This is a genomic window from Eggerthella guodeyinii (genome assembly GCF_009834925.2).
Classification (GTDB): Bacteria; Actinomycetota; Coriobacteriia; order Coriobacteriales; family Eggerthellaceae; genus Eggerthella; species Eggerthella guodeyinii.
In genome coordinates this window covers 1,860,895-1,880,731 of the sequence record NZ_CP063310.1, presented here as the reverse complement: position 1 = coordinate 1,880,731, position 19,837 = coordinate 1,860,895, and the positions used below count along the sequence as shown (strand labels likewise).

At 70.4% G+C, this 19,837-nt stretch carries 15 protein-coding genes; 2 read left to right on the top strand and 13 right to left on the bottom strand.

The window, feature by feature from the left end; genetic code table 11:
* Positions 1 to 71: 71 nt before the first annotated feature.
* Genes GS424_RS07805 through GS424_RS07795 form a run of 3 tightly spaced genes read right to left on the bottom strand, consistent with a single transcriptional unit; the run spans position 72 to position 3,121 of the window.
* On the bottom strand, positions 72 to 701 hold the full coding sequence (locus GS424_RS07805; protein ID WP_009304421.1) for an MptD family putative ECF transporter S component: 630 nt from the start codon (positions 699 to 701) through the stop codon (positions 72 to 74).
* Between the two features lie 39 nt (positions 702 to 740).
* Positions 741 to 2,291, bottom strand: a complete 1,551-nt coding sequence (locus GS424_RS07800; protein WP_160941677.1) for an ABC transporter ATP-binding protein — start codon at positions 2,289 to 2,291, stop codon at positions 741 to 743.
* On the bottom strand, positions 2,288 to 3,121 hold the full coding sequence (locus tag GS424_RS07795; RefSeq protein WP_160941678.1) for an energy-coupling factor transporter transmembrane component T family protein: 834 nt from the start codon (positions 3,119 to 3,121) through the stop codon (positions 2,288 to 2,290). Before GS424_RS07795 ends, GS424_RS07800 begins: the two co-directional genes overlap by 4 nt.
* Positions 3,122 to 3,162: 41 nt before the next feature.
* On the opposite strand from GS424_RS07795, the gene GS424_RS07790 reads away from it, so the two are divergent.
* Complete coding sequence (locus GS424_RS07790; RefSeq protein WP_009304423.1) at positions 3,163 to 4,326, top strand: helix-turn-helix domain-containing protein; 1,164 nt, start codon at positions 3,163 to 3,165, stop codon at positions 4,324 to 4,326.
* On the opposite strand, the gene GS424_RS07785 is transcribed toward GS424_RS07790, so the two are convergent.
* From GS424_RS07785 to GS424_RS07770, 4 genes are all read right to left on the bottom strand, one after another.
* Positions 4,323 to 5,471 carry a GGDEF domain-containing protein gene (locus tag GS424_RS07785; RefSeq protein ID WP_160941679.1) on the bottom strand — a complete coding sequence of 383 codons (1,149 nt, stop codon included), beginning with the start codon at positions 5,469 to 5,471 and terminating at the stop codon, positions 4,323 to 4,325. The two genes, GS424_RS07790 and GS424_RS07785, sit on opposite strands and share 4 nt — an antisense overlap.
* A gap of 13 nt (positions 5,472 to 5,484) precedes the next feature.
* Complete coding sequence (locus GS424_RS07780; RefSeq protein WP_160941680.1) at positions 5,485 to 6,993, bottom strand: helix-turn-helix transcriptional regulator; 1,509 nt, start codon at positions 6,991 to 6,993, stop codon at positions 5,485 to 5,487.
* A 175-nt stretch (positions 6,994 to 7,168) separates the two neighbouring features.
* Positions 7,169 to 7,435: a twin-arginine translocase TatA/TatE family subunit gene (locus GS424_RS07775; protein ID WP_160941681.1), complete on the bottom strand. Its 267-nt coding sequence runs from the start codon at positions 7,433 to 7,435 to the stop codon at positions 7,169 to 7,171.
* Between the two features lie 178 nt (positions 7,436 to 7,613).
* Positions 7,614 to 9,017 (bottom strand): NAD(P)/FAD-dependent oxidoreductase, encoded by a 1,404-nt coding sequence (locus GS424_RS07770; protein WP_160941682.1) that lies wholly within the window; start codon positions 9,015 to 9,017, stop codon positions 7,614 to 7,616.
* Positions 9,018 to 9,611: 594 nt separating this feature from the next.
* Between GS424_RS07770 and GS424_RS07765 the strand changes: the two genes are divergently transcribed.
* Complete coding sequence (locus tag GS424_RS07765; RefSeq protein ID WP_160941683.1) at positions 9,612 to 10,328, top strand: cysteine peptidase family C39 domain-containing protein; 717 nt, start codon at positions 9,612 to 9,614, stop codon at positions 10,326 to 10,328.
* A 15-nt stretch (positions 10,329 to 10,343) separates the two neighbouring features.
* Here GS424_RS07765 and GS424_RS07760 read toward each other — a convergent pair whose 3' ends face one another.
* From GS424_RS07760 to uvrA, 6 genes are all read right to left on the bottom strand, one after another.
* Positions 10,344 to 11,300 (bottom strand): DUF1848 domain-containing protein, encoded by a 957-nt coding sequence (locus GS424_RS07760; protein WP_160941684.1) that lies wholly within the window; start codon positions 11,298 to 11,300, stop codon positions 10,344 to 10,346.
* Entirely contained in the window at positions 11,297 to 12,223 is a 927-nt protein-coding gene (locus GS424_RS07755) for an alcohol dehydrogenase (protein ID WP_160941685.1), read from the bottom strand. Before GS424_RS07755 ends, GS424_RS07760 begins: the two co-directional genes overlap by 4 nt.
* A 99-nt stretch (positions 12,224 to 12,322) precedes the next feature.
* The gene (locus GS424_RS07750; protein WP_160941686.1) at positions 12,323 to 12,853 is read right to left on the bottom strand and encodes a GNAT family N-acetyltransferase; all 531 of its coding nucleotides are present in this window, start codon (positions 12,851 to 12,853) and stop codon (positions 12,323 to 12,325) included.
* 80 nt (positions 12,854 to 12,933) lie between these two features.
* Positions 12,934 to 14,526, bottom strand: a complete 1,593-nt coding sequence (locus GS424_RS07745; protein WP_160941687.1) for a GNAT family N-acetyltransferase — start codon at positions 14,524 to 14,526, stop codon at positions 12,934 to 12,936.
* A 184-nt stretch (positions 14,527 to 14,710) separates the two neighbouring features.
* Complete coding sequence (locus tag GS424_RS07740) at positions 14,711 to 16,249, bottom strand: GNAT family N-acetyltransferase (RefSeq protein WP_193666557.1); 1,539 nt, start codon at positions 16,247 to 16,249, stop codon at positions 14,711 to 14,713.
* A 598-nt stretch (positions 16,250 to 16,847) separates the two neighbouring features.
* The gene (gene uvrA / locus GS424_RS07735) at positions 16,848 to 19,739 is read right to left on the bottom strand and encodes an excinuclease ABC subunit UvrA (protein WP_160941689.1); all 2,892 of its coding nucleotides are present in this window, start codon (positions 19,737 to 19,739) and stop codon (positions 16,848 to 16,850) included.
* Between the last annotated feature and the right edge of the window lie 98 nt (positions 19,740 to 19,837).

Genomic DNA, 19,837 nt, shown 5'->3' with positions numbered 1-19,837 from the left:
CCGAAAAAGAGAACGGCTCCCCCGAAAGGGAGCCGTTCGTTCGGCGCCTCGTCGGCCGAAAGGTGCGGCGCTCAGGCCGAGATCTTGGCGAAGTGCTTCTTGAACAGCTTCGAGCCGATCCAGCCGCCCACGAAGGGGCACACCGCGGTCGCGGCCAGCGCCACCAGTGCGAGCGGGCCGTGGATGAAGTCGACGAGCCCCTGGCCGTACTCGGCGCTCATGCCGGAATCGACCACGATCTGCACGTAGGCGTCGCCCGCTAGGAAGATCATCGACTCCTGGCCCACCCAGAAGCACAGCGTCCACACCGCGAACGCCGCCAGGCAGCGAAGCGTGGTGCGCTTGCTGCCGGCCCCCGCCACGAGCTCGGCCAGCAGGCCGCCCGCCACGATGCCCACCGGGCCGGTCCACAGCATGCCCAGCAGCAGCGCCACCACCGCGACGATCGCGGACATGATGGCGAACGCGCCGCGCTTGGGCACCTTCGCGGCCACGTACATCCACACGATGCCGCCGATGAGCGAGCCGCACGCGTGCGTGAACCAGAACAGGTTCGCGTTCATGCCCAGCACCATCGCGAACACCATGAACACGAGGAACAGGAGCACCCCGAAGATGGCCAGCGTGATGTAGTCCTTCCCCACCAGCTTGCCCTTCGCGTTCGCGCCGCCCGAAGAGGCGGCAACCGTCGTCGTTGCCATATGCGTATCTCCTTCTCTTGAAATGGTCGATGCCTTCGGTCAGAGCGGGCGCGCCCGCCCGTCGATGCCGATCGCGCGCCGGATGCGCCCGAGGGCCTCGCCGCGCACGGGCAGCACGTCGGACACGACGCCGTCCTCGAGCACGGCCACCTGGTCGCAGGCGGCGCAGACGAACTCGTAGTCGTGGGTGACCACGACGATGCACGCTCCCGCGTCGCGCGCCCGGCGCACCTCGTCGGCCACGCGCCCCATGGTGCCGAAGTCGAGCCCGCTCGTGGGCTCGTCGAGCACGAGCACGCGGGCGCCCTGCAGGATGCCGACGGCGATGACCAGCCGCTGGCGCTGCCCTCCCGAGAGCGAGAGCGGGTGGCGCTCGGCGATGTCCTCGAGGCCGAAGCGCGCGAGCGCACGGTCCGCCTGCCCGTCCGCCCCGTCGGGCGCGGGCCGCAGCCCGCCGTGCGTGAGCGCGCCCAGCAGCTCGCCGCGCACGGTGTCGCTGAACAGCTGGTAGCCGGTCTCCTGCATCACGAGGTAGGCGTGCTCGGGCCGGTCGCGGCGGCGCGGCTCCTCGCCGCAGAAGCGGACGCTGCCCGCGCGCTCCCGGTGCAGCCCCACCAGGCAGCGCGACAGCGTGGTCTTGCCCGCGCCGTTCCTGCCCACGAGCGCCGTCACCGTCCCGGCGTCCAGCCGCAGGCCCGCCCCGCGCAGCACGGGCGCGTCGCGGCCGTAGCCCGCCTCGAGGCCGGCCGCGTCGAGCGCGGGGGCCTCGTCGGCGGCGCGCGCGCCCGACGCGGCGGAGCCGTCGCCGCGGCGCGCCGGCGACACGCGCGCCAGGTCCCAGGCGCGCAGGCCCAGCCGCGCGCGCTCGTCCTCGCCGATCCGCGCGAAGGCGGCGGCGTCCGCGTCGCGCACGACGCGCCCGCCCCGCATCACCACCACCCGGTCGGCGATGCCCGCGAGCCACCACAGCCGGTGCTCGGCCACGAGCACGGTCTTGCCCGCGGCCTTGAGCCGCGCGACCGCCTCGGCCAGCTGGAGTATGGCGCCCACGTCGAGCGACGCCGTGGGCTCGTCCAGCACGAAGACGTCGGGGCCCATCGCGCACACCGAGGCGATGGCCACCATCTGGCGCTGGCCGCCCGAGAGCGCGCGGATGTCGCGGTCGCGCAGGTGCTCGATGCCCAGCAGGGCGAAGGCACCGTCCACGCGCCGGTGCATCTCGGCGCGCGAGAGCCCGAGGTTCTCGCAGCCGAACGCCACCTCCGAGGTGGTGTCCAGGTTGAAGAACTGGCTGCGGGGATTCTGGAACACCGAACCCACGCGCCGGCACAGCGCGTCCATCTCCCACGACCCCGCGTCCTTGCCGGCGATGCGCACCGACCCGGTCAGCTCCCCGTCGTAGGAGACGGGGATCAGCCCGTTCGCCAGGCGCGTGAGCGTGGTCTTGCCGCAGCCGGAGCCGCCGGTGAGCACCACGCACTGCCCTGCGGGCACGCTCAGGGACACGTCGGCGAGGGCGGGCTCGCGGGCGCCGGCGTAGGTGAAGCCCGCCCGGTCGAACGAAAGCGCCGCGTCGGCCTGCGCGCTCACGCGATCACCCCCAGCTTGATGAGCGCCACGCACGCGACCACGGCGCCGAACAGGGCGGCGAACAGGGCGTCCGCCGGCCCGAAGCGCAGCTCGTAGTAGGACGTGCGCGCCGCCGCGGAGTCGATGCCGCGCACGATGGCCGCGTTCGACAGCTCGTCGGCCACGATGGCCAGCCGGCTCATCACGGGCACCATGAGGTTCTCCGCCGTCAGCGCCGGATGCCGCAGCACCGTCGCGGGCGACAGCGCCATGCCGCGCACCTTCATGGCCTCGGCCACCGACGAGAACTCCTTGCCCATCGTGGGGAAGAACCTGAGCGCCACGCACAGCGCCACCACGCCGCCGCGCGGCACGTGCGCGCGCTGCAGCGCCGAGGCCATCTCGCCCACGCGCGTGGTGGCGATCATGTTCGACGCGAACATCCCCACGCAGAACACGCGGCGGAACACGACGATCATCGCCGCGAACGACGCGGTCACCTCGTTCGGGAAGGCGGCGACGGCCATACTGGCCCCGAAGACGGCCGCGTAGGCTGCCAGCCAGCGCAGCGCCGCCGACGCGCGGCCGCACCAGATCATCGTCGCGGCGCACAGCGCCACGGCCGCCACCTCGGTCCACGGCTTCGTCGGCGCGAACGCGATGAGGTTCAGCATGAGCAGGACGGCGAGCGACGTGCGCGGGTCGAGCCGGCGGCGAGCGCCCGCCCGCCGCGCGCTCGCCGCCGCGCAGGCCGGGGCTGCCGGGGCGGCCGGGGCGCCCGCAGCGGCTCCCTCGGCGGACCAAAGGGTTGCGGAGGGCGCGAAGTCTGGTATATCCTTGAAGTTAGCCATGACTAATAATCTAGCGATGCAACGAAAAGGAGCGGCGTGCAATGAGCGATCGCGATGATTCAGCCGAAATTCTAGACGATGACGCCGAAATGAGGTGCGCGGCGGCGGGATCGGGCTCGCGCGCCCTCGTCGAGTCGAACCTGATCGGCGTCGGGGGCGACCCCGCGGCGCGCTCGCGGGCGGCCTACCTGGCGCAACGCACCTCGCTGGCGGACGGCTTGGGGTCGAACGGCCCGTTCACCGTCCACGACATCTACGAGACGCAGATCGCCTCCATGCACGGCGTGCGCGTGGAGGCCGCCGAGCGCGGGCGCGTGGGCATGCTCTGGGAGATCGACGAGCGCTACGGCCAGGGAACCTACTGGTACTACCCGCTGGGCGACGACCTGTCCGTGGCGATCTTCGACCTGCAGTTCAACCGGGAGGTGGGCTTCACCTGCCAGACGCCCGACCTGTTCTGCTTCGGGTCGTACGGCCGCAACATGGTGCCCTACTTCGGCATCACCGACGACCCCGCCGACCGGACGCTGCTGGGCTACGCGTGGAAGTCGCAGCCCTACGGGCAGGTGACGAAGGCCGACGAGCGCCTCGACGTGACGAGCATCTGCATGCTGCCGAAGGGCCTGCAGCGCCTGAGCCTGGCGTGCCACTGCGACCCGCTCGTGCTCTCCCGCGCCATCGCCTCGCTCGACGGCATGCAGGACGTGCCCGGCCTCAACATGGTGTTCGACGAGATGAAGCGGGCGCGGCCCTCGTCCATCACCGCGCCGGCCTACTACGAGGCGAAGGTCACCGAGGCCGCGGCGATGCTGCTGGACTGGTCGCTGGCCAACGCGCGCGGGGCGGCGAGCGCCATCCGCGCGGCCGACCGCAGCGCGCTCAACCTGACGCGGGCCCACATCCGCGAGCACCTGGACCGCGCCGTGCCCTCAAGCGAGCTGTGCCGCATCGCCTGCATGAGCGCGAGCAAGCTGACGAGGCTGTTCAAGCAGGCCGAGGGCATGACGCCGCAGGAGTACGCGCGCACCCTGCGCATGGAGCGCGCCTGCGAGCTCCTGGGCGACACCGACCTCAGCATGGCCGAGATCGCCGCCCGGCTGGGCTTCGCGCGCCAGGGCAGCTTCTCGGAGGCCTTCAAGGAGCGCTTCGGCGCCACCCCGCAGGAGTTCCGCGCGCTGCGGGCCGCCCGCAGGAGCGCCCGCTAGCGCCCGGCCCTCGCGCGCTGCTTCTCCTCGTACATGCGCCGATCGGCGCGCAGCAGCAGGTCCTCAACGCGCTCCCCCGGCAGCCGCAGCGCCCACCCGACGGACATCGACAGCGGCAACCCCTGCGCACGGTGCCGCGCGCAGGCTGCGCGGATGCGCTCGGCGACGGCTGCCGCGCGCTCCTCGTCGAGGTCGAAGTAGCAGGCCGCGAACTCGTCGCCGCCCACGCGGTACACCGCCCCCGCGTCCGCGCACGCCTCGGCCAGGACGGCCGCCGCGCGCTTGATGAGCTCGTCGCCCGCGGCGTGGCCGCGCGTGTCGTTCATGCCCTTCAGGCCGTCGAGGTCGGCCGAGACGATGCCGGCGCACGCGCGCCCCTCGCTGCGCTCCCAGTTCGCGACGTCCACCTCGAAGGCGTTGCGGTTCTTGAGCCCGGTGAGGTAGTCGGTGTTCGCCATGTCGCGGTACCACGGGTTCGACACGCGCCTGAAGGCGAAGAACGCGATCACGATGGCCAGCATGCAGAACGCCACGGCGATCGCCGGCGTGCCGAGGCGCACGATGCGGAAGGTCTCGTACTGGCGCTGGGCGTCGAACTCGATGCCGAGGACGCCGATCACCTCGTCGCCCTCGTGGATGGGGTAGTACGCCACGAAGACGTATCCCCAGCCGGTGTCCTTGATGTCGGCGGGGTACACCACCTCGTCGCCGAGGGCGCGCTCCATGTCGGGGACGATCTCCTCCTCGATCGGGTCGCCCGGCTCGCGGAAGTCGTCGCTTTTCGACGACAGGCCGTCCACCACGTACACGAAGGAGCCGTCGTCGGTGCGCTTGGCCGTGTACAGGTAGCGCACCCCGGTGGCCTCCTTCACGGCCTCGAGCGCCTTCTTCATCGAGCGGTACGACTCGTCGTCCATGTCCTCGGCCGAGTCGATGCCCGAGAACGTGGCCTTGTCGAGCGCGTCCTCCACGTAGTGCTCGATGCTGTCGGAGCGCTCTTTCAGGGTGTCGATCATCTCGTGGTAGGTCACGCTGTAATTGAACGCGTACACGCACAGGAACGACAGCGCCACCACCACCGCGACGATGATGCACACCTGGACGTCCACCCTGTTCAACCCGCGCTTCGCACGTTTTCCCTCCATGTCGGCACCCTCCTCAGCCGCGCTGCGACAGATCGCGCGCCGTGCGCTCGCCCAGGTCGATGAGCTCCTGGCGGCCGTGCATGCCGGTCTTCACGTAGATGCGCCGCAGGTGCGTGTCCACCGTGCTCTTCGAGATGAAGAACTCGGCGGCGATGCGCTCGCCCGTGCGTCCCTTGAGCGCGAGCGGCAGGATCTCGGCCTCGCGCTTCGACAGGCCGTAGGTGGAGGCGATGAGGCGGCACGCGTCGTCGAAGCGGTCGGCGTCGCGCACGATGACCGACAGGGCGCGGAAGTCGCGCTCGGTGAACAGGAACAGGTACGCGTACAGCGCGGCGAGGCCGGCGAACGCGGCCACGGCGTAGGGCACCTGCCCGGCCGGCTCCAAGAGCTCGATGCCGTTGCCGCAGGCGATGCCCGCCATCTCGCCCGCGTACAGCGCGGCGAACCCGCGCGCGAACGACACGGCGGCGTCCTGCCCCGTGATCTTCGCCATGACGAGGAACAGCGACACGAGCACGAAGGTGAGCCCCAGGTAGCCCGCCAGCACGATGGCCTCGCCCGGCACGCCGAACGACCCCAGGACGGGCACGAACAGGAAGCCGGCCATCATCACGAGCACGGCCAGCCGGTACACGCCGTCGAGCGGGCCGTCCACGGCGGCGCCCGCCTTGCGCTCGCCCCCGGGCGCCGCGCCCCCCTTGCCCAGCCCTCCGGCCGCCAGCAGCTGCAGCGCCGCGACGCAGAACAGGATGAGCAGCAGCAGGCTGGCGATCACCGTGGGCGTCGAGGCCATGCCGGGGTCGGAGCCGAACGTCTCCATGAAGCCGGCGCCCAGGCCGAACAGCGCGGTGCCGGCGATGATCTTCTTCGAGAGCCGCGCCGTCTCGTCGCGCTGCTCCTTCGTGGCCAGCAGGTCGCCGAACGACAGCGACCCGCCCTCGGAGCCGGCGTCGCTCGAGGCGGCGCGCGCGGGCAGCAGGCCGCGCAGGGCCAGCGCGCTGCCGAGGGGCAGCAGCTTGAGCGCGAACAGCGCTTGGGGGACGGGGATCGCGGCCATGACCAGGCAGACGCCCGCCGCCACGGCCGCGGCGACGAACACCTCGGGCACCGAGTCGCCCACCGGCCGGCGGCCGAGCGCGCGGCCCCACGCGGCCAGCATGAGGCCCGCCGGCACGCCCACGAGCAGGCTTTCCAGCACGATGCCGTGATTGCCGTCGCCCGCGATGACCGGCATGAGCGAGCCCAGCACGAGCAGCCCGGCGTAGCACCACACGAGCGGCCGCGACAGCAGCGCGTCGCGCGCCCGCGGCGAGGCGAGGCGCAACAGGGCGAACGCGAGCAGCATGCACAGCAGCGTGCCGAGGAGGTCGGCGCGCTCGAAGGCGAACGGCCCGTCGCCGAAGGCGCGGTTCTCGCCCATGTAGAACAGCGAGAACACGAACCCCTCGTTGCAGACGAAGCCGCCGATCACCCAAAGGGACCGCGAATCGCCCTTCCTGTCGGCGCGCAAGCCGAATCGCACGTGCTCCCCCTTCGCGTTGTGATTGATGCCCCCATCATAGCGGAGTTGCGCGCCCGCTTCCCGCCTTTCGCCGCACCCTCCTCAAAATGCGCAACCGCCCGCGGCACGGATGCCGCGGGCGGTTGCGGGCGCGGGGAGGGAGGGTTCGCGCCCGTATAAGGGAAGGGTAGGTAGGTTATGCGACCTTCTCGGCCTTCTTGGCCACTTTGACGGTCTTCTTGGGAGCGGCGGCGGGAGCTGCCTCCTCCACGACTTCTTCGACGAGCTCTTCCTCGTCGTCGGCTTCGACGAGCTTCTCGCCGCCGCCGAGGCCCTCGCGCAGGCTCTTCACGGTCTTGCCCACCGACGCGCCGAGCTTCGGAAGGTTCTTGGGGCCGAAGATGAGCAGAATGACGGCGAGGATGATGAGGAGCTCGGGAACCCCCATGCCTAAGATTTTCATGTGCGCCTCCTACAGCGTGTCGGTGGCGCGCGCCTCGCTGGGGAGTCGCCGCCGGTTTCAACGAGGCCCAGCATGCCCCAAAACCGGCGGCGCGCCTATCGTGCAGACGCATGATTTTGTACGCATCGCCGCATCCGCCCGTGTCATGCAAACGGGGTACGATATGCGTCGTTCCTGGTCACAGCTCCTCGGCCAACGCGCCGCCCGCAAGGTGCCCCATGACGCTCGCCATCATGAGCCCGCGCGTCCATCCGCTGGAATCGCCGAGGCAGCGCAGGTTGCGCACGCTCGTGAGGAGCCGCTCGTCCATCTTCACGCGGTTGCTGTAGAACTTGAGCTCGGGCGAGTACAGCAGCGTCTCGGGCGCGGCGAACCCCGGCACCACCTCGTCCACGGCCAGCATGAAGTTGAGGATGTTCGTCATGGCGCGGTACGGCATGGCGGCCGTGATGTCGCCCGCCACCGCGTCGGCCAGCGTGGGAACCACGTTCGAGCGCGCGAGCTCCTTCTCCCACGTGCGCTTGCCGTCGAGGATGTCGCCGAAGCGCTGCACGAGGATGCGGCCGTCGCCCAGCATGTTCGTCAGCTCGCCCACCTTCTGGGCGTAGGCGATGGGCTGGTCGAAGGGGTGCGAGAAGTTCTGCGAGCACAGGATGGCCAGGTTCGTGTTCGGCGACTTGCGTTCCTTGTAGGAATGGCCGTTCACCACGGCGAGGCCGCCGTCGTAGTTCTCTTGGCTCACGAAGCCGCCGGGGTTCTGGCAGAACGTGCGCACCTTGTTCTTGAAGGGCTGGGGGTAGCCGATGAGCTTGCTCTCGTACAGCACGTCGTTCACCGTCTCCATGATCTCGTTGCGCACCTCCACGCGCACGCCGATGTCGACGGGACCGGGCGCGTGCGCTATCCGATGCTCGCGGCACATGCGCTCGAGCCAGTCGGCGCCGCGCCGCCCCGTGGCCACCACGGTGCGCCGCGCGCGGATCTCGCCCGGGCCGTCGGGGCCGGCGACGCGCACGCCGCGGCACTCCTCGCCCTCGATGAGCACCTGGGTGCATTCGGTGCGGAAGACCAGGTCCACGCCCGCGTCGCGCAGGTGGCGCTCGATGCGCGCGTACAGGTCGTGCGCGCGCTCCGTTCCGAGGTGGCGCAGCGGGCAGTCGACCAGCTTGAGGCCCGCCTTGATGGCGCACCGGCGGATCTCGTCCACCTCCGGCTTGCGCTCGGCGCCCTCCACGCGCCCGTCGGCGCCGAAGCCCAGGTACACGGCGTCCACCTCGCCGATGGCGGCCTGCGCCGCGTCGCGCCCGACGAGGTCGGGCAGGTCGCCGCCCACGTCGGGCGACAGCGACAGCTTCCCGTCCGAGAACGCCCCCGCGCCCGAGAAGCCCGTCGTGATGCGGCAGGGCTCGCAGTTCGCGCACGGCGCGCCCGCCTGCTTCGGGCAGACGCGGTCCTCCACGGCGAGGCCCTTGTCCACCATGACGATGCGCCCCGCGAAGCCGCGCTCGAGCAGCGCGAGCGCGCAGAAGATGCCGGCCGGCCCCGCCCCTACGATGACCACGTCGGCGTCGATGGTTCGCATGTTCAAGCTCCTCTCCCCGCGCCGCCTCCTCGCGGCGCCGCATGCAGCGTCCCGCCCATTGTACCCCTCTTGGCGAGACGGCGCCCGCAGGCGAGCCGCCTTCGCGCAAACGCAGATGCGCATGCGCTCTCCTTTCGATCGGGCGCGTTGCGCCGCCGCCTCCGCTCCTGCCCGGTTCCCGAGTTATGCACCCTCGTGGCAGGACCGAACGCTCCCCCGTCGAGCGCCTTGCGCGCGAAGCGCAGAACGACCCAGGTCGGAGACGGCCAGCGCGAGCAAGATGGCGCGCACGGGGCTTTGCGAGGGTGCATAACTCGGGAACCGAGCGTTTTTCGGGGTCTTTCGATGTCACGGGGGTGCATAACTCAAGAACTCCTCTCGAAAGCGGCTGCGAGCTCCCGAGCTCATCTCGCCCGCGTCGCGCGCGGCGCGGGCCGCGGGAATGGAAGATGGAGGTTTCTTGAACCTGCTATGGCGGTTCGCAGGGCATTGGTGCAAGGGCGATCTGCGACGTTGCCGTTTTGTTACCATACCGCTTCGCGGCCGCACTCACCCCGTAAACGAACCCGACGCGGACGCAGGAAGGATGCTCCCATGGCATCGCGCTTCCCCTCCCGCGCGCTCGTGCTCGGCGCGGCGATCTCCCTCGGCATCGCATGCGGCGCTCCCGCGCAGGCCGCCTTCGCGAGCGAGAGCGCCCTCGCGCTCCCCCTCGACCCTCCTGCCATCGTCGCCCCGGCGCTCTCCGACCGAGCGACCGCCGCCGACGAGGCCGTCGCGAACCTCGAGCAGGTGCGCGCCCTCGCGGCCGCGCGCGACGCGGAGCGCGCGGCGGAGCAGGCGGCCGAGCAGCGCGACAAGCGCCTCGACTACGACTCCGCCCTCATCGCCGCCATCGGCAACCAGTCGGCCGGCGGCCACACCATCTGCTGCCCCGCCTACGCGTGCGCCTACGGCGACGCGATCCTCACCGGCCAGGCGAACGGCCACGGCGCGTACGGCTGCGGCTGCTGCACGTGGCCCGGCTGGGGCGGCGGCAACTCGTCGTTCCGCTCGCTCGGCTCCGACGAGGCGCTGCTGCGCGAGGCCTACGACGAGATCGCCGCCGGCCGCCCCACGGTGATCCACGTGGCGGGCCCCTACGGCGAGCATTGGATCTGCCTCATGGGCTACCAGGACGTCGAGGATCCCGACGCCCTCACGCTCGACAACTTCCTCGCGCTCGACCCGTCGAACGGCCAGGAGGTCACGGCGTCCTACCGCTACGTGCCCTACGGCGACGCCTGCGAGCACGTGAGCGACCTGCGCTAGCCGCGCCGCCCCAGCTCAGAACAGCCGCGGCGGCGCGTCGGGCAGCTTGGCCGCGGCGCGCTCCACCACCGTGTCGTCGGGCCCCGGCTCGTCGCAGAGCATCGGCGACGCCGGGTCGTAGCGCCGCAAGCGCCAAGGATCGGCCGCCCCGTGCGCCGCGGCCGCCGTGCCGGGATTTGCGTAGCAGTACACGCACCCGTTCGCGCACGTGTCGTACGTGCCGATTTCCACGCTCGGCGCGCAGCGGCAGGCTCCCCGCCGCCCGGCGCCCGGAGCGCGCCCCGCCCGCACGCCCGCGATGCGCTCCACGAGCGCCGCGTCGATGCAGCCCGCCCGCGCCAGCCCCGCGTCGTCGAGCGCCCCGTCCCCGCATCCGCCCACGTCGATGCCGTGCGCGGCTCCCAGCTCGGCCAGCCGCAGCGCCAGCGCGGCCTTCTCCCCGTCCGGCACGCCTGCGAACCCGAGCGCCGCCATGCGCCCGGCGATCTTCGGGTACGTGTCGAGGAATCCGATGCGACAGGCCCGCGTGCTGCCCTCAAGGCGCTTGGCGAACGCGTCGAACCAATGCAGGTGGTGCGCGATGTCGTAGGGCCCGCCCACGAGGATGGGGCTGTAGCGCCACACGACGCGCTCCGGGCCGAGCGCGTCCGCGAGCGCGCGGAACGTGTCGAGCAGCTGCGCCTTGCGCGGCAGGCCCGCCTCCACGTCGGATCCGTAGGCGTTGAGCGTGAACTGCACGAAGTAGGGCGCCGGCGCCGCGCGGTCCAGCTCGTCCTTGCGCGCGAGCAAGACGGCGGGGTTCTTCGTCCAGAACGCGATGCAGTCCACCGCGTCGGGAGCCAGGCTCACGCGGCTCACCTGCGTGCGCACCATCGGGTTGCGCACGAGCGCGAAGCCCTCCTCGAAGCGCCTGAGCAGCCAATCGAAATGGAACCGCGGGATGTCGGTCCGCCTCGACGCGCTGACGATCACAGCTCTTCGATGACCTTCGCCGACACGACGTTGCTGGGAGAGATGAGGATGGTGCCCACCTTGCCCACCTCGGGGGCGTCCACGTAGAACGTGCCGTCGATGGTCTCGCCCATCACGAACAGGTCCTCGTCCTGGGTGGATACGACGATGTCGATGCCCGAGGCGCCCTCGACGTAGGCCTTGTCGGGCGTGATGGCCACGATGAAGTCCACCTTGTGCGCGGCGAAGTACGCCACCTGCTTCTCGAGGGCGCGCACCGTGGTGGGCTCGGTCACGCTGAACACGCCGAAGCGGTGGTCGCCCTTCTTGAGGATGGTGCCCTCGCCGTACTGATCGAGGTCGACGGTGTCGAGGGAGAACACGGTGGCCTTCTTGTCCTCGTAGCTCCTCTGGGCCTCGGCCACGGTCACGCCCGGCTTGGCCTTCGCGGACGTCCCGTTCGCAAGCGTGCCCGTGCCCGCGCTCGAGCTTGCGCCCGCGCCCGCGCCGGTGTCGGCATCGGTGGCGTCGGCATCGGAGCCGTCGGCGGCGTCCCGTTCGGGAAGCCCCTCCTCGGCGTCGGCGGCGCTGCGCTCCTTCGACGCGGACTCCTCCGCCTCGTGCTCGTTGCGCTCGGGATCCTTCGACTCGCCGGCCTCGGGGGAGGCGGCGTCGGCCGCGTCGGCGGCCTTCGCGCCCGAGCTTGCGCCCGCATCCGCGCCCGCGCCACTCGCGCCCTTCTCGTCGACCGCCTTCGGCACGGCGGTGCCCTCGTACACGATGGCCGTGTAGCCGTCCATGCTTCCGAAGGTGTCGTCGATGTTCGACGCGGCCACGTTCCAGGAATGCCCGGCAATCAGGTACCATCCCAAGCCGAAAAGGCTCAGCACGATAAGGGCGGCGAACACCGCCAATGCTATTTTCTCGCGTGATTGGACCGACATAGTGACCTGTATTATACCCCTCGTCGCGGATACGTCGCCCACGCTGCGCGAGCGACAGAATTTCGACAGGAAGCGGGGAGGGAACGCCCGGGCGATCGGCTACACGAGCCGCTCGTACGCGATGCGCTCGGGCGTTCCCTCCTCGGCGTGGGCGATGTAGATGACGCCGCACTGCGCGTACCCGGCCTTCTCCAGCAACCCGCGCATGGGCGCGTTGCCGGGATGCGTGTCGATGCGCACGCTCGCGCTCCCGTTCGCGCGCGCGAGGTCCTCGGCCCGGGCCAGCAGGAAGGTCGCCGCGCCCCGGTTCTTGCCGTCCGACGCCACGGCCACGCGGTGCACCACGCCGTAGGTCGGACGGTCGGACGAGCACGAGGTGAGCCAGGCCCCCTCGTCGATGCGATCGTAGTCGCGCTCGCCCGCGAAGCCGACCATGGCGGTGGCGATGATGCGCCCGCCGTCCTCCACCACGTAGGACTCGCCGCGCGCCACGTCGGCCTCGATGACGGCGCGGTGCGGGTAGCCGCCCTGCCACTGGTCGATGCCGAGCGCGGCCAGCGAGGCGCGCCCGTCGGCGAGGATGGTCATGATGCGATCGATATCGCATGCGCAGGTTCTGCGAAATTGCACAGGAGGTTCTCTTTCTTCTCAGTTTTCTTCTCAGATCGTTCGGTGCGGAGGGGTGCGCGGCGCGCGGAAGGCCCGAGGGGCTACCACACGCGCTCGAACACGGCGCGGCGTTTGACGCGGCCGAGGCGGGAATGGATCTCGACGTTGCCGCAGAACTCGTAGCCGTACGAGAGGAGCAGCTCGTGCATGGGGAGGTTGTCCTCGTAGATGTCGCAGCAGATGCTGACCTTCCCCGCGTCCTTGGCGATGCGCTCCGCGGTCCCCAGGATGTAGCCGCCCACGCCGCGTCTTCGCGCGTCGGCCGCCACGGTCACCCAATGGAGCGCCGCGTACGCGGGATCGTCGGGCGAGGAGGGCTCCGTGGCCCACTTCGCGCCCGTCATGTGCGCGTAGGCGGGATCGCCCTGCGGGTTGAGCGCGAACATGCCGATGATGAGGCCCTCGTCGGCCGGGGCGCCCGCGCCCTCGGCGTCGCTCGACGAGGCCACCACGACGTAGGTCTTCCCCTCGTCGATCGAGCGCATGAGGCGGCGCGCGGAGGGGTACTTCTTGAGGCCCTCCTTGATGCCGAGCTTCGCCATCGCCCGATGGCCGTCCTCCAGCAGCGCCTTCGCGCGCTCGAAGTCGTCGCGCGTGGCGCGGCGAGCCTTGTAGTAGCCCAGCTCGGTGGCGCGTCCCTGGAACGGGGGCAGGTCGTAGGCGGCGCCCTCGTAGGCCGCCGCGCCGCCCGAGCCCTCCTCGCGCTCGGTGACGAGGAACACCATGCCGATGATCATGGCGCAGCCGACGACGTCGACGACGCCCACCGGCGTGCCCAGCCACACGGCCGAGATCACCGTGGCCGACACGGGCTCGACGCAGCCGACGAGGCCCGCGCGCACGGGGCCCGCATCGGTGATGCCCTGCAGGTAGAACAGGTAGGCGGCGAACGTGCCCACGATGACCATGGCGAACATGACCCCGGCGAGCGCGGGCGACACGTCGACGGGGATGGTCCAGGGCTGCACCGCCACGGTGGCCACGCAGCCGCCGATGAGCATGGCGAGGCCCGTCACGATGAAGCTGCCCCACTTCTCCAGCACCTTGCCGGGAAGCAGCGTGTAGAACGCGAGCGCGAAGGCCGAGACGATGCCCCAGAACAGGCCCTCGGCCGGGATGGCGAGCGACCCGAGGTTGCCCTTCGTGGCGATGAGCACGGTGCCGCCGATGGCGAGCACGAGCCCGACGGCCTCGCGGGCGCGCGGCAGGCGCTTCATGCGCAGGCACACGTAGGCCATGATGACGATGAGGCCGAGGCGCTCGAGCACGGTGCCGGTGCCGGCGTTCGTGTAGGAGATGGCCGACAGGTAGCTCACCTGGGTCAGCAGCACGCCCAGCAGCGAGAACGCCGCGATGCGCCCGAGCGAGCGCGCATCGCGCAGGGCGGCCAGCAGGTTCCGCGGCTCGCGCACGGCGCACACCACGAGGAAGATGAGCGCGGCCAGCAGCAGGCGCACGCAGGTGATCCAGGCGACGGGGATGCCGAAGCCGCTCGTCATGAGCTGGGCGCAGGTGCCCGAGAAGCCCCAGCATATGCCGCCGAGCGCCGCGAAGACGATACCGCGAACCACGTGGTTTCCCTGCGCGACGGCGCCGCCGTCCTGCTTGGGGGTAGATGCGACCGTCTGACCCACGCTTCCTCCTCCCGTCGACCCTGCGCAGCGGGGCGCCCGGCGGCCCGCTCGCGAGCTGCCCGCCACGTTGCATCAGCGCATTGTCGCATGTCTGGGCGGCGCGGTAAAGATGTTTTGCAAGAGTTTTGCCCACGATTTGGGCAGGCGATCAAAACGCCACGTCAAGAGGTGAATACTCCCCTTCTCAGCGCAGCAATCGCTCGTAGCCCACGCGGCGTTTCTCGCGGCCGAACACGTCCTTGATCACGATGGTGCCGCAGCGCTCGTAGCCGTGCTTCTCGAGGAGGTTCTGCATGGGCTCGTTCAGCTCGTACACGTCGGCGCGGATGCTCGCCCGGCCGCCGGCGCGGGCGATCTGGTCGGCCTTGTCGAGGATGAACATGCCCACGCCGCGGCGGCGCGCCGGGTAGTCCACGGCCACCCAGTGCAGCTCGGCGTAGGGCTGCGGCTGCGCGGACGTGTCGGTGAGCCATGCGCCGTCGATGGGGCGCTCGTAGTTCTTGTCGGGCGAGAACGACACGGCGAACAGGGCGATCATGTGGCCGTGGGCGTCCTCGATGACGTGCGTCGTGGAGTTCTTGATGCTGTGCATGAGGCGGCGCGCCGACGGGTACTTCTTGCTGCGGCCCTCGTCGATGCCGAGCTCCGCGAACGTTTGGTGCCCCACGTCCAAGAGCGCGGCAGCGCGCTCGAAGTCCTCGCGCTCGGCGGGGCGGCTCGTGTAGTAGCCCAGCACCGACGCGCGGCCGGCGAACAGCGGCGGATCGTCGTCGTAGGCGCCCGCGAGCGCGGTCTCGCCCGCCGCGGCCGGCTCCGCCTTCGGCTCGCGCTCGGTGACGAGGAGGATCATGACCACGATGAGCGCGCATCCCGCGAGGTCCCAGGCGCTCACCGGCGTGTGGAGCCACGCGAGCGCGAGGATCATGGCCGAGACGGGCTCGACGCAGCACAGGAGGCTCGCCTTGACGGGACCGGCGTCGTTCACGCCCTGCAGGTACAGCATGTAGGCGCCCAGCGTGCCCACGATGACGATGGCCACGAGCGCGGCGATGCCGCCGAGCGGCAGGTTCACCGGCATGGTCCACGGCTGCACCACCACCGAGGCGGCCGAGCCGCCGAACAGCATGGCGAGGCCCGTCACCAGCATGGAGCCCCACTTCTTCAGCACGCGCACCGGCATGAGGGTGTAGAAGGTCAGCGCGACGGCCGACACGAGGCCCCAGGCCAGGCCCTCGGCGGGGATGGCAAGCTGGTCGATCTCGCCCTGCGTGGCGATGATCAGCATGCCGCCCAGCGCGAGCACGAGGCCGGCCGCCTCGCGCAGGCGCGGCAGGCGCTTGGCGCGCACGCACACGTACAGCATGATGAGCACGAGGCCCACCTGCTCGATGGTGGTGCCCACGCCCGCGCTCGTGTACGAGATGGCGTTCAAGTAGCTGAGCTGGGTGAGCAGCACGCCGAAGATGGCGAAGGCCGCGATCTGCACGAGCGAGCGCCAGTCGCGGAACACCGCCACGAGGTCGCGCCAGTTGCGCACCGCGGTGAGGAACAGGAAGAACACAGCGGCGATCACCATGCGCACGCAGGTGATCCACGTGGCGGGAGCACCGTAGTCGTTCATGAGCAGCTGGGCGCACGTGCCCGAGAAGCCCCAGCAGATGCCGCCCGCGAGAGCGCACACGACACCGCGCGCAACATGGCGGTTCCCCGCCGCCGCTGCCATTTCCGCCACCTTGATCGAACCCACTTCCCGCACGCGATCGCCCACCCGATATCAACAAAGCCGGGGCATTGTCGCACGTCCCGAGCGCGCGGTAAAGGGGTTTCAGGTAAGATTCGGGCAAAGACCAGCGGGCGGCCCGGCGAACGCGCGGCGCCGCGGGGCCGCGGGGCGCGCCTCCCGTGCGCAGTTCTCGCCTACCTGTTGCGGATCCGGGCCCATGCCTTCCCGATTGCGAACGTTTCCCCAGGTCGCCTTTCGCCGTCGCGCTCTCGCCTCCCCATGTGCGGAAAAATCCGACTTTTGGCAATCCTCCTCCTCGTTTCGCCGTCGCAGGACGCCGCCGTCGCGATTTCGGGCGGCGAAGCCCCAGGTCGGAGTTTTCCGCTTGCGGAGAAACCGGGGGGGGCCGATTGCCAAAAGTCGGATTTTTCCGCACGCAGGGGAGCCCGAAGCAGACGTTACGCGCCAAACAGAGGACCAGAGCAGATGTTTCACGTGAAACATCCGGGAGGAGGGGCCGCGCCTGCGAGCCAGCGGTTCCCAGCCCGCCGCGCCCGTGGCACGGCTGGAGCGCCCGGGACCCGGGACGCCGCAACCTCTACAGCCGGCCGTCCTCCAGCATCTTCTTCACGAAGGCGCCGGTGTAGCTGCCCTCCACCTCGGCGACTTCCTCCGGGGTGCCCTGGGCCACCACGGTGCCGCCGCGCTCGCCGCCCTCGGGGCCGAGGTCGATGATGCGGTCGGCGCACTTGATGACGTCGAGGTTGTGCTCGATGACCAGCACCGTGTTGCCCGCGTCAACGAGGCGCTGCAGCACGATGAGCAGCTGGCGCACGTCCTCGAAGTGCAGGCCCGTGGTGGGCTCGTCGAGGATGTAGAACGTCTTGCCCGTCTGGCGGCGCTGCAGCTCGCTCGACAGCTTCACGCGCTGCGCCTCGCCACCCGACAGCGTCGTGGCCGGCTGCCCGAGGCGGATGTAGCCCAGGCCCACGTCGAACAGCGTCTGCAGCTTGCGCTTGATGCCGGGGATGTTCTCGAAGAACGCGAGCGCGTCCTCCACGGTCATGTCGAGCACCTCGGCGATGTTCTTGCCGCGGTACGTCACCTGCAGCGTCTCGCGGTTGTAGCGCGCGCCGCCGCACACCTCGCACGGCACGTAGATGTCGGGCAGGAAGTGCATCTCGATCTTGATCTGGCCGTCGCCCTTGCACGCCTCGCAGCGGCCGCCGTTCACGTTGAACGAGAAGCGGCCCGGCGAGTAGCCGCGGGCCTTCGACTCCTGCGTGGAGGCGAACAGCGCGCGGATGTCGTCCCACAGCCCGATGTAGGTGGCCGGGTTCGAGCGCGGCGTACGGCCGATGGGGCTCTGGTCGATGTTGATGACCTTGTCGATCTTGTCGAGGCCGGTGATCTTCTTGTACGCGCCCGTGCGGCGGTGCGCATGGTTCACGCGGTTCGCCAGCGCCGGGGCCAGCGTGTCGGTGACCAGCGAGCTCTTGCCCGAGCCGGACACGCCCGTCACCACGGTGAGCGTGCCGAAGGGCACCTCGAGCGTGACGTTGTGCAGGTTGTTCTCGGTGGCGCCCGTCAGCTTGAGCGACCCGCGGCGCGGCTTGCGGCGCTTCTCGGGCACCTCGATGCGGCGGCGGCCCGACAGGTAGTCGGCCGTCAGCGAGCCCGGGGCCTTCATGATCTCGTCGGGCGTGCCGATGGCCACGATCTCGCCGCCGTGCTCGCCCGCGCCCGGGCCCATGTCCACCACGAAGTCGGCGCTGCGGATGGTGTCCTCGTCGTGCTCGACCACGATGACGGTGTTGCCGAGGTCGCGCAGGCGCTCGAGCGTGGCGATGAGCCGCTCGTTGTCGCGCTGGTGCAGGCCGATGGAGGGCTCGTCGAGGATGTAGAGCACGCCCATGAGGCCCGCGCCGATCTGCGTGGCCAGGCGGATGCGCTGCGCCTCACCGCCCGACAGCGTCGCCGTGGCGCGCTCGAGCGTGAGGTAGTCGAGGCCCACGTCCACGAGGAACTTGAGGCGCGCCTTGATCTCCTTCACGATGGGTCCGGCGATGTGCTCCTCCGCGCCGTGGAACGACAGGCCGTCGAAGAATGACAGCGAGTCGGCCGCGCTCATCTCGGTGACGTCGTGGATGGAGCGCTCGTTCACCGTGACGGCGAGGATCTCGGGCTTCAGGCGCTTGCCGCCGCAGGTCTGGCACGGCACGACGGCGAAGTAGCTGGCCAGCTTCTCGCGCTGCGCGTCCGACTGCGCCTCCTGGTAGCGGCGCTGCACCGCGGCCAGCGCGCCCTCCCACTCGATGTACCAGTACGTCTCGCGCCCGTCCACCGTGACGTAGTCGACGCGCACCTTGTCCTTGCCCAGGCCCTCCAGCAGGCCCCGCTGCGCCTTCGCCGGCATGTCCTCCCACGGGGTGTCGGCGTCGGTGCCGAGGTGCGCGGCCACGGCGCGCAGCACCTGCGGGTAGTAGTTGCCGGTCTTGAACGGCGCGATGGCGCCCTCGTTGAGCGACAGCGACGGGTCGGGCACCACGAGCGAGGCGTCCACCTCCTCGCGGCTGCCGATGCCGAGGCAGTCGGGGCAGGCGCCGTAGGGCGCGTTGAAGGAGAAGTCGCGCGGCTGCAGCTCGTCCATGGAGTGGCCGTGCTCGGGGCACGCCAGCGCGAGCGAGAAGATGTGCTCGCCCTCGCCCAGGCCGCCCTTCGCGCCGCTCGACTGGCCGCCGGCCTCGCCGAGCGGCTGGCCGTCATCGCCGAGCACCTGCACGAGCACGCGCCCGTCGGCCAGCTTCGTGGCGAGCTCCACCGCCTCGGCGATGCGGCTCGTCGCGCTCGCTTTCAGCTGCACGCGGTCCACCACCACGTCGATGAAGTGCTTGATCTTCTTGTTGAGCGTGCGCGGCTCGCCGTCGAGCTTCACGATCTCGCCGTCGATGCGCACGCGCGAGAAGCCCTCCTTCTGCAGGTCGGCGAACAGCTTCGTGAACTCGCCCTTGCGGCCCGTCACCACGGGCGCCATGATGATGGCCTTCGCGTCGGGCGCGAGCGCGAGGATCTCGTCGGTCACCTGGTCGGTGGTCTGCTTCTTGATGACGCGGCCGCACTCGGGGCAGTGCGGCACGCCCACGCGCGCGAACAGCAGGCGCAGGTAGTCGTAGATCTCGGTGGTGGTGCCCACCGTGGAGCGCGGGTTCTTGCTCGTGGTCTTCTGGTCGATGGACACCGCCGGCGACAGGCCGTCGATGCTGTCGAGGTCGGGCTTGGACATCTGCCCGAGGAACATGCGCGCGTAGCTCGACAGGCTCTCCACGTAGCGGCGCTGGCCCTCGGCGTACATCGTGTCGAACGCCAGCGACGACTTGCCGCTGCCCGACAGACCCGTGATGACGACGAGCTCGTCGCGCGGGATGGTGAGGTCGATGTCCTTGAGGTTGTGCTCGCGGGCACCCTTGATGACGATGGCGTTCTGTCCCATGTGGCTTATCGCTCTTTCTATCGTTTGCAACCCGGCGCGACGCCGGAGGTGAATATGGCTACCGGGGAACTATCATTTCCGTGCAATCGCTCATTTTA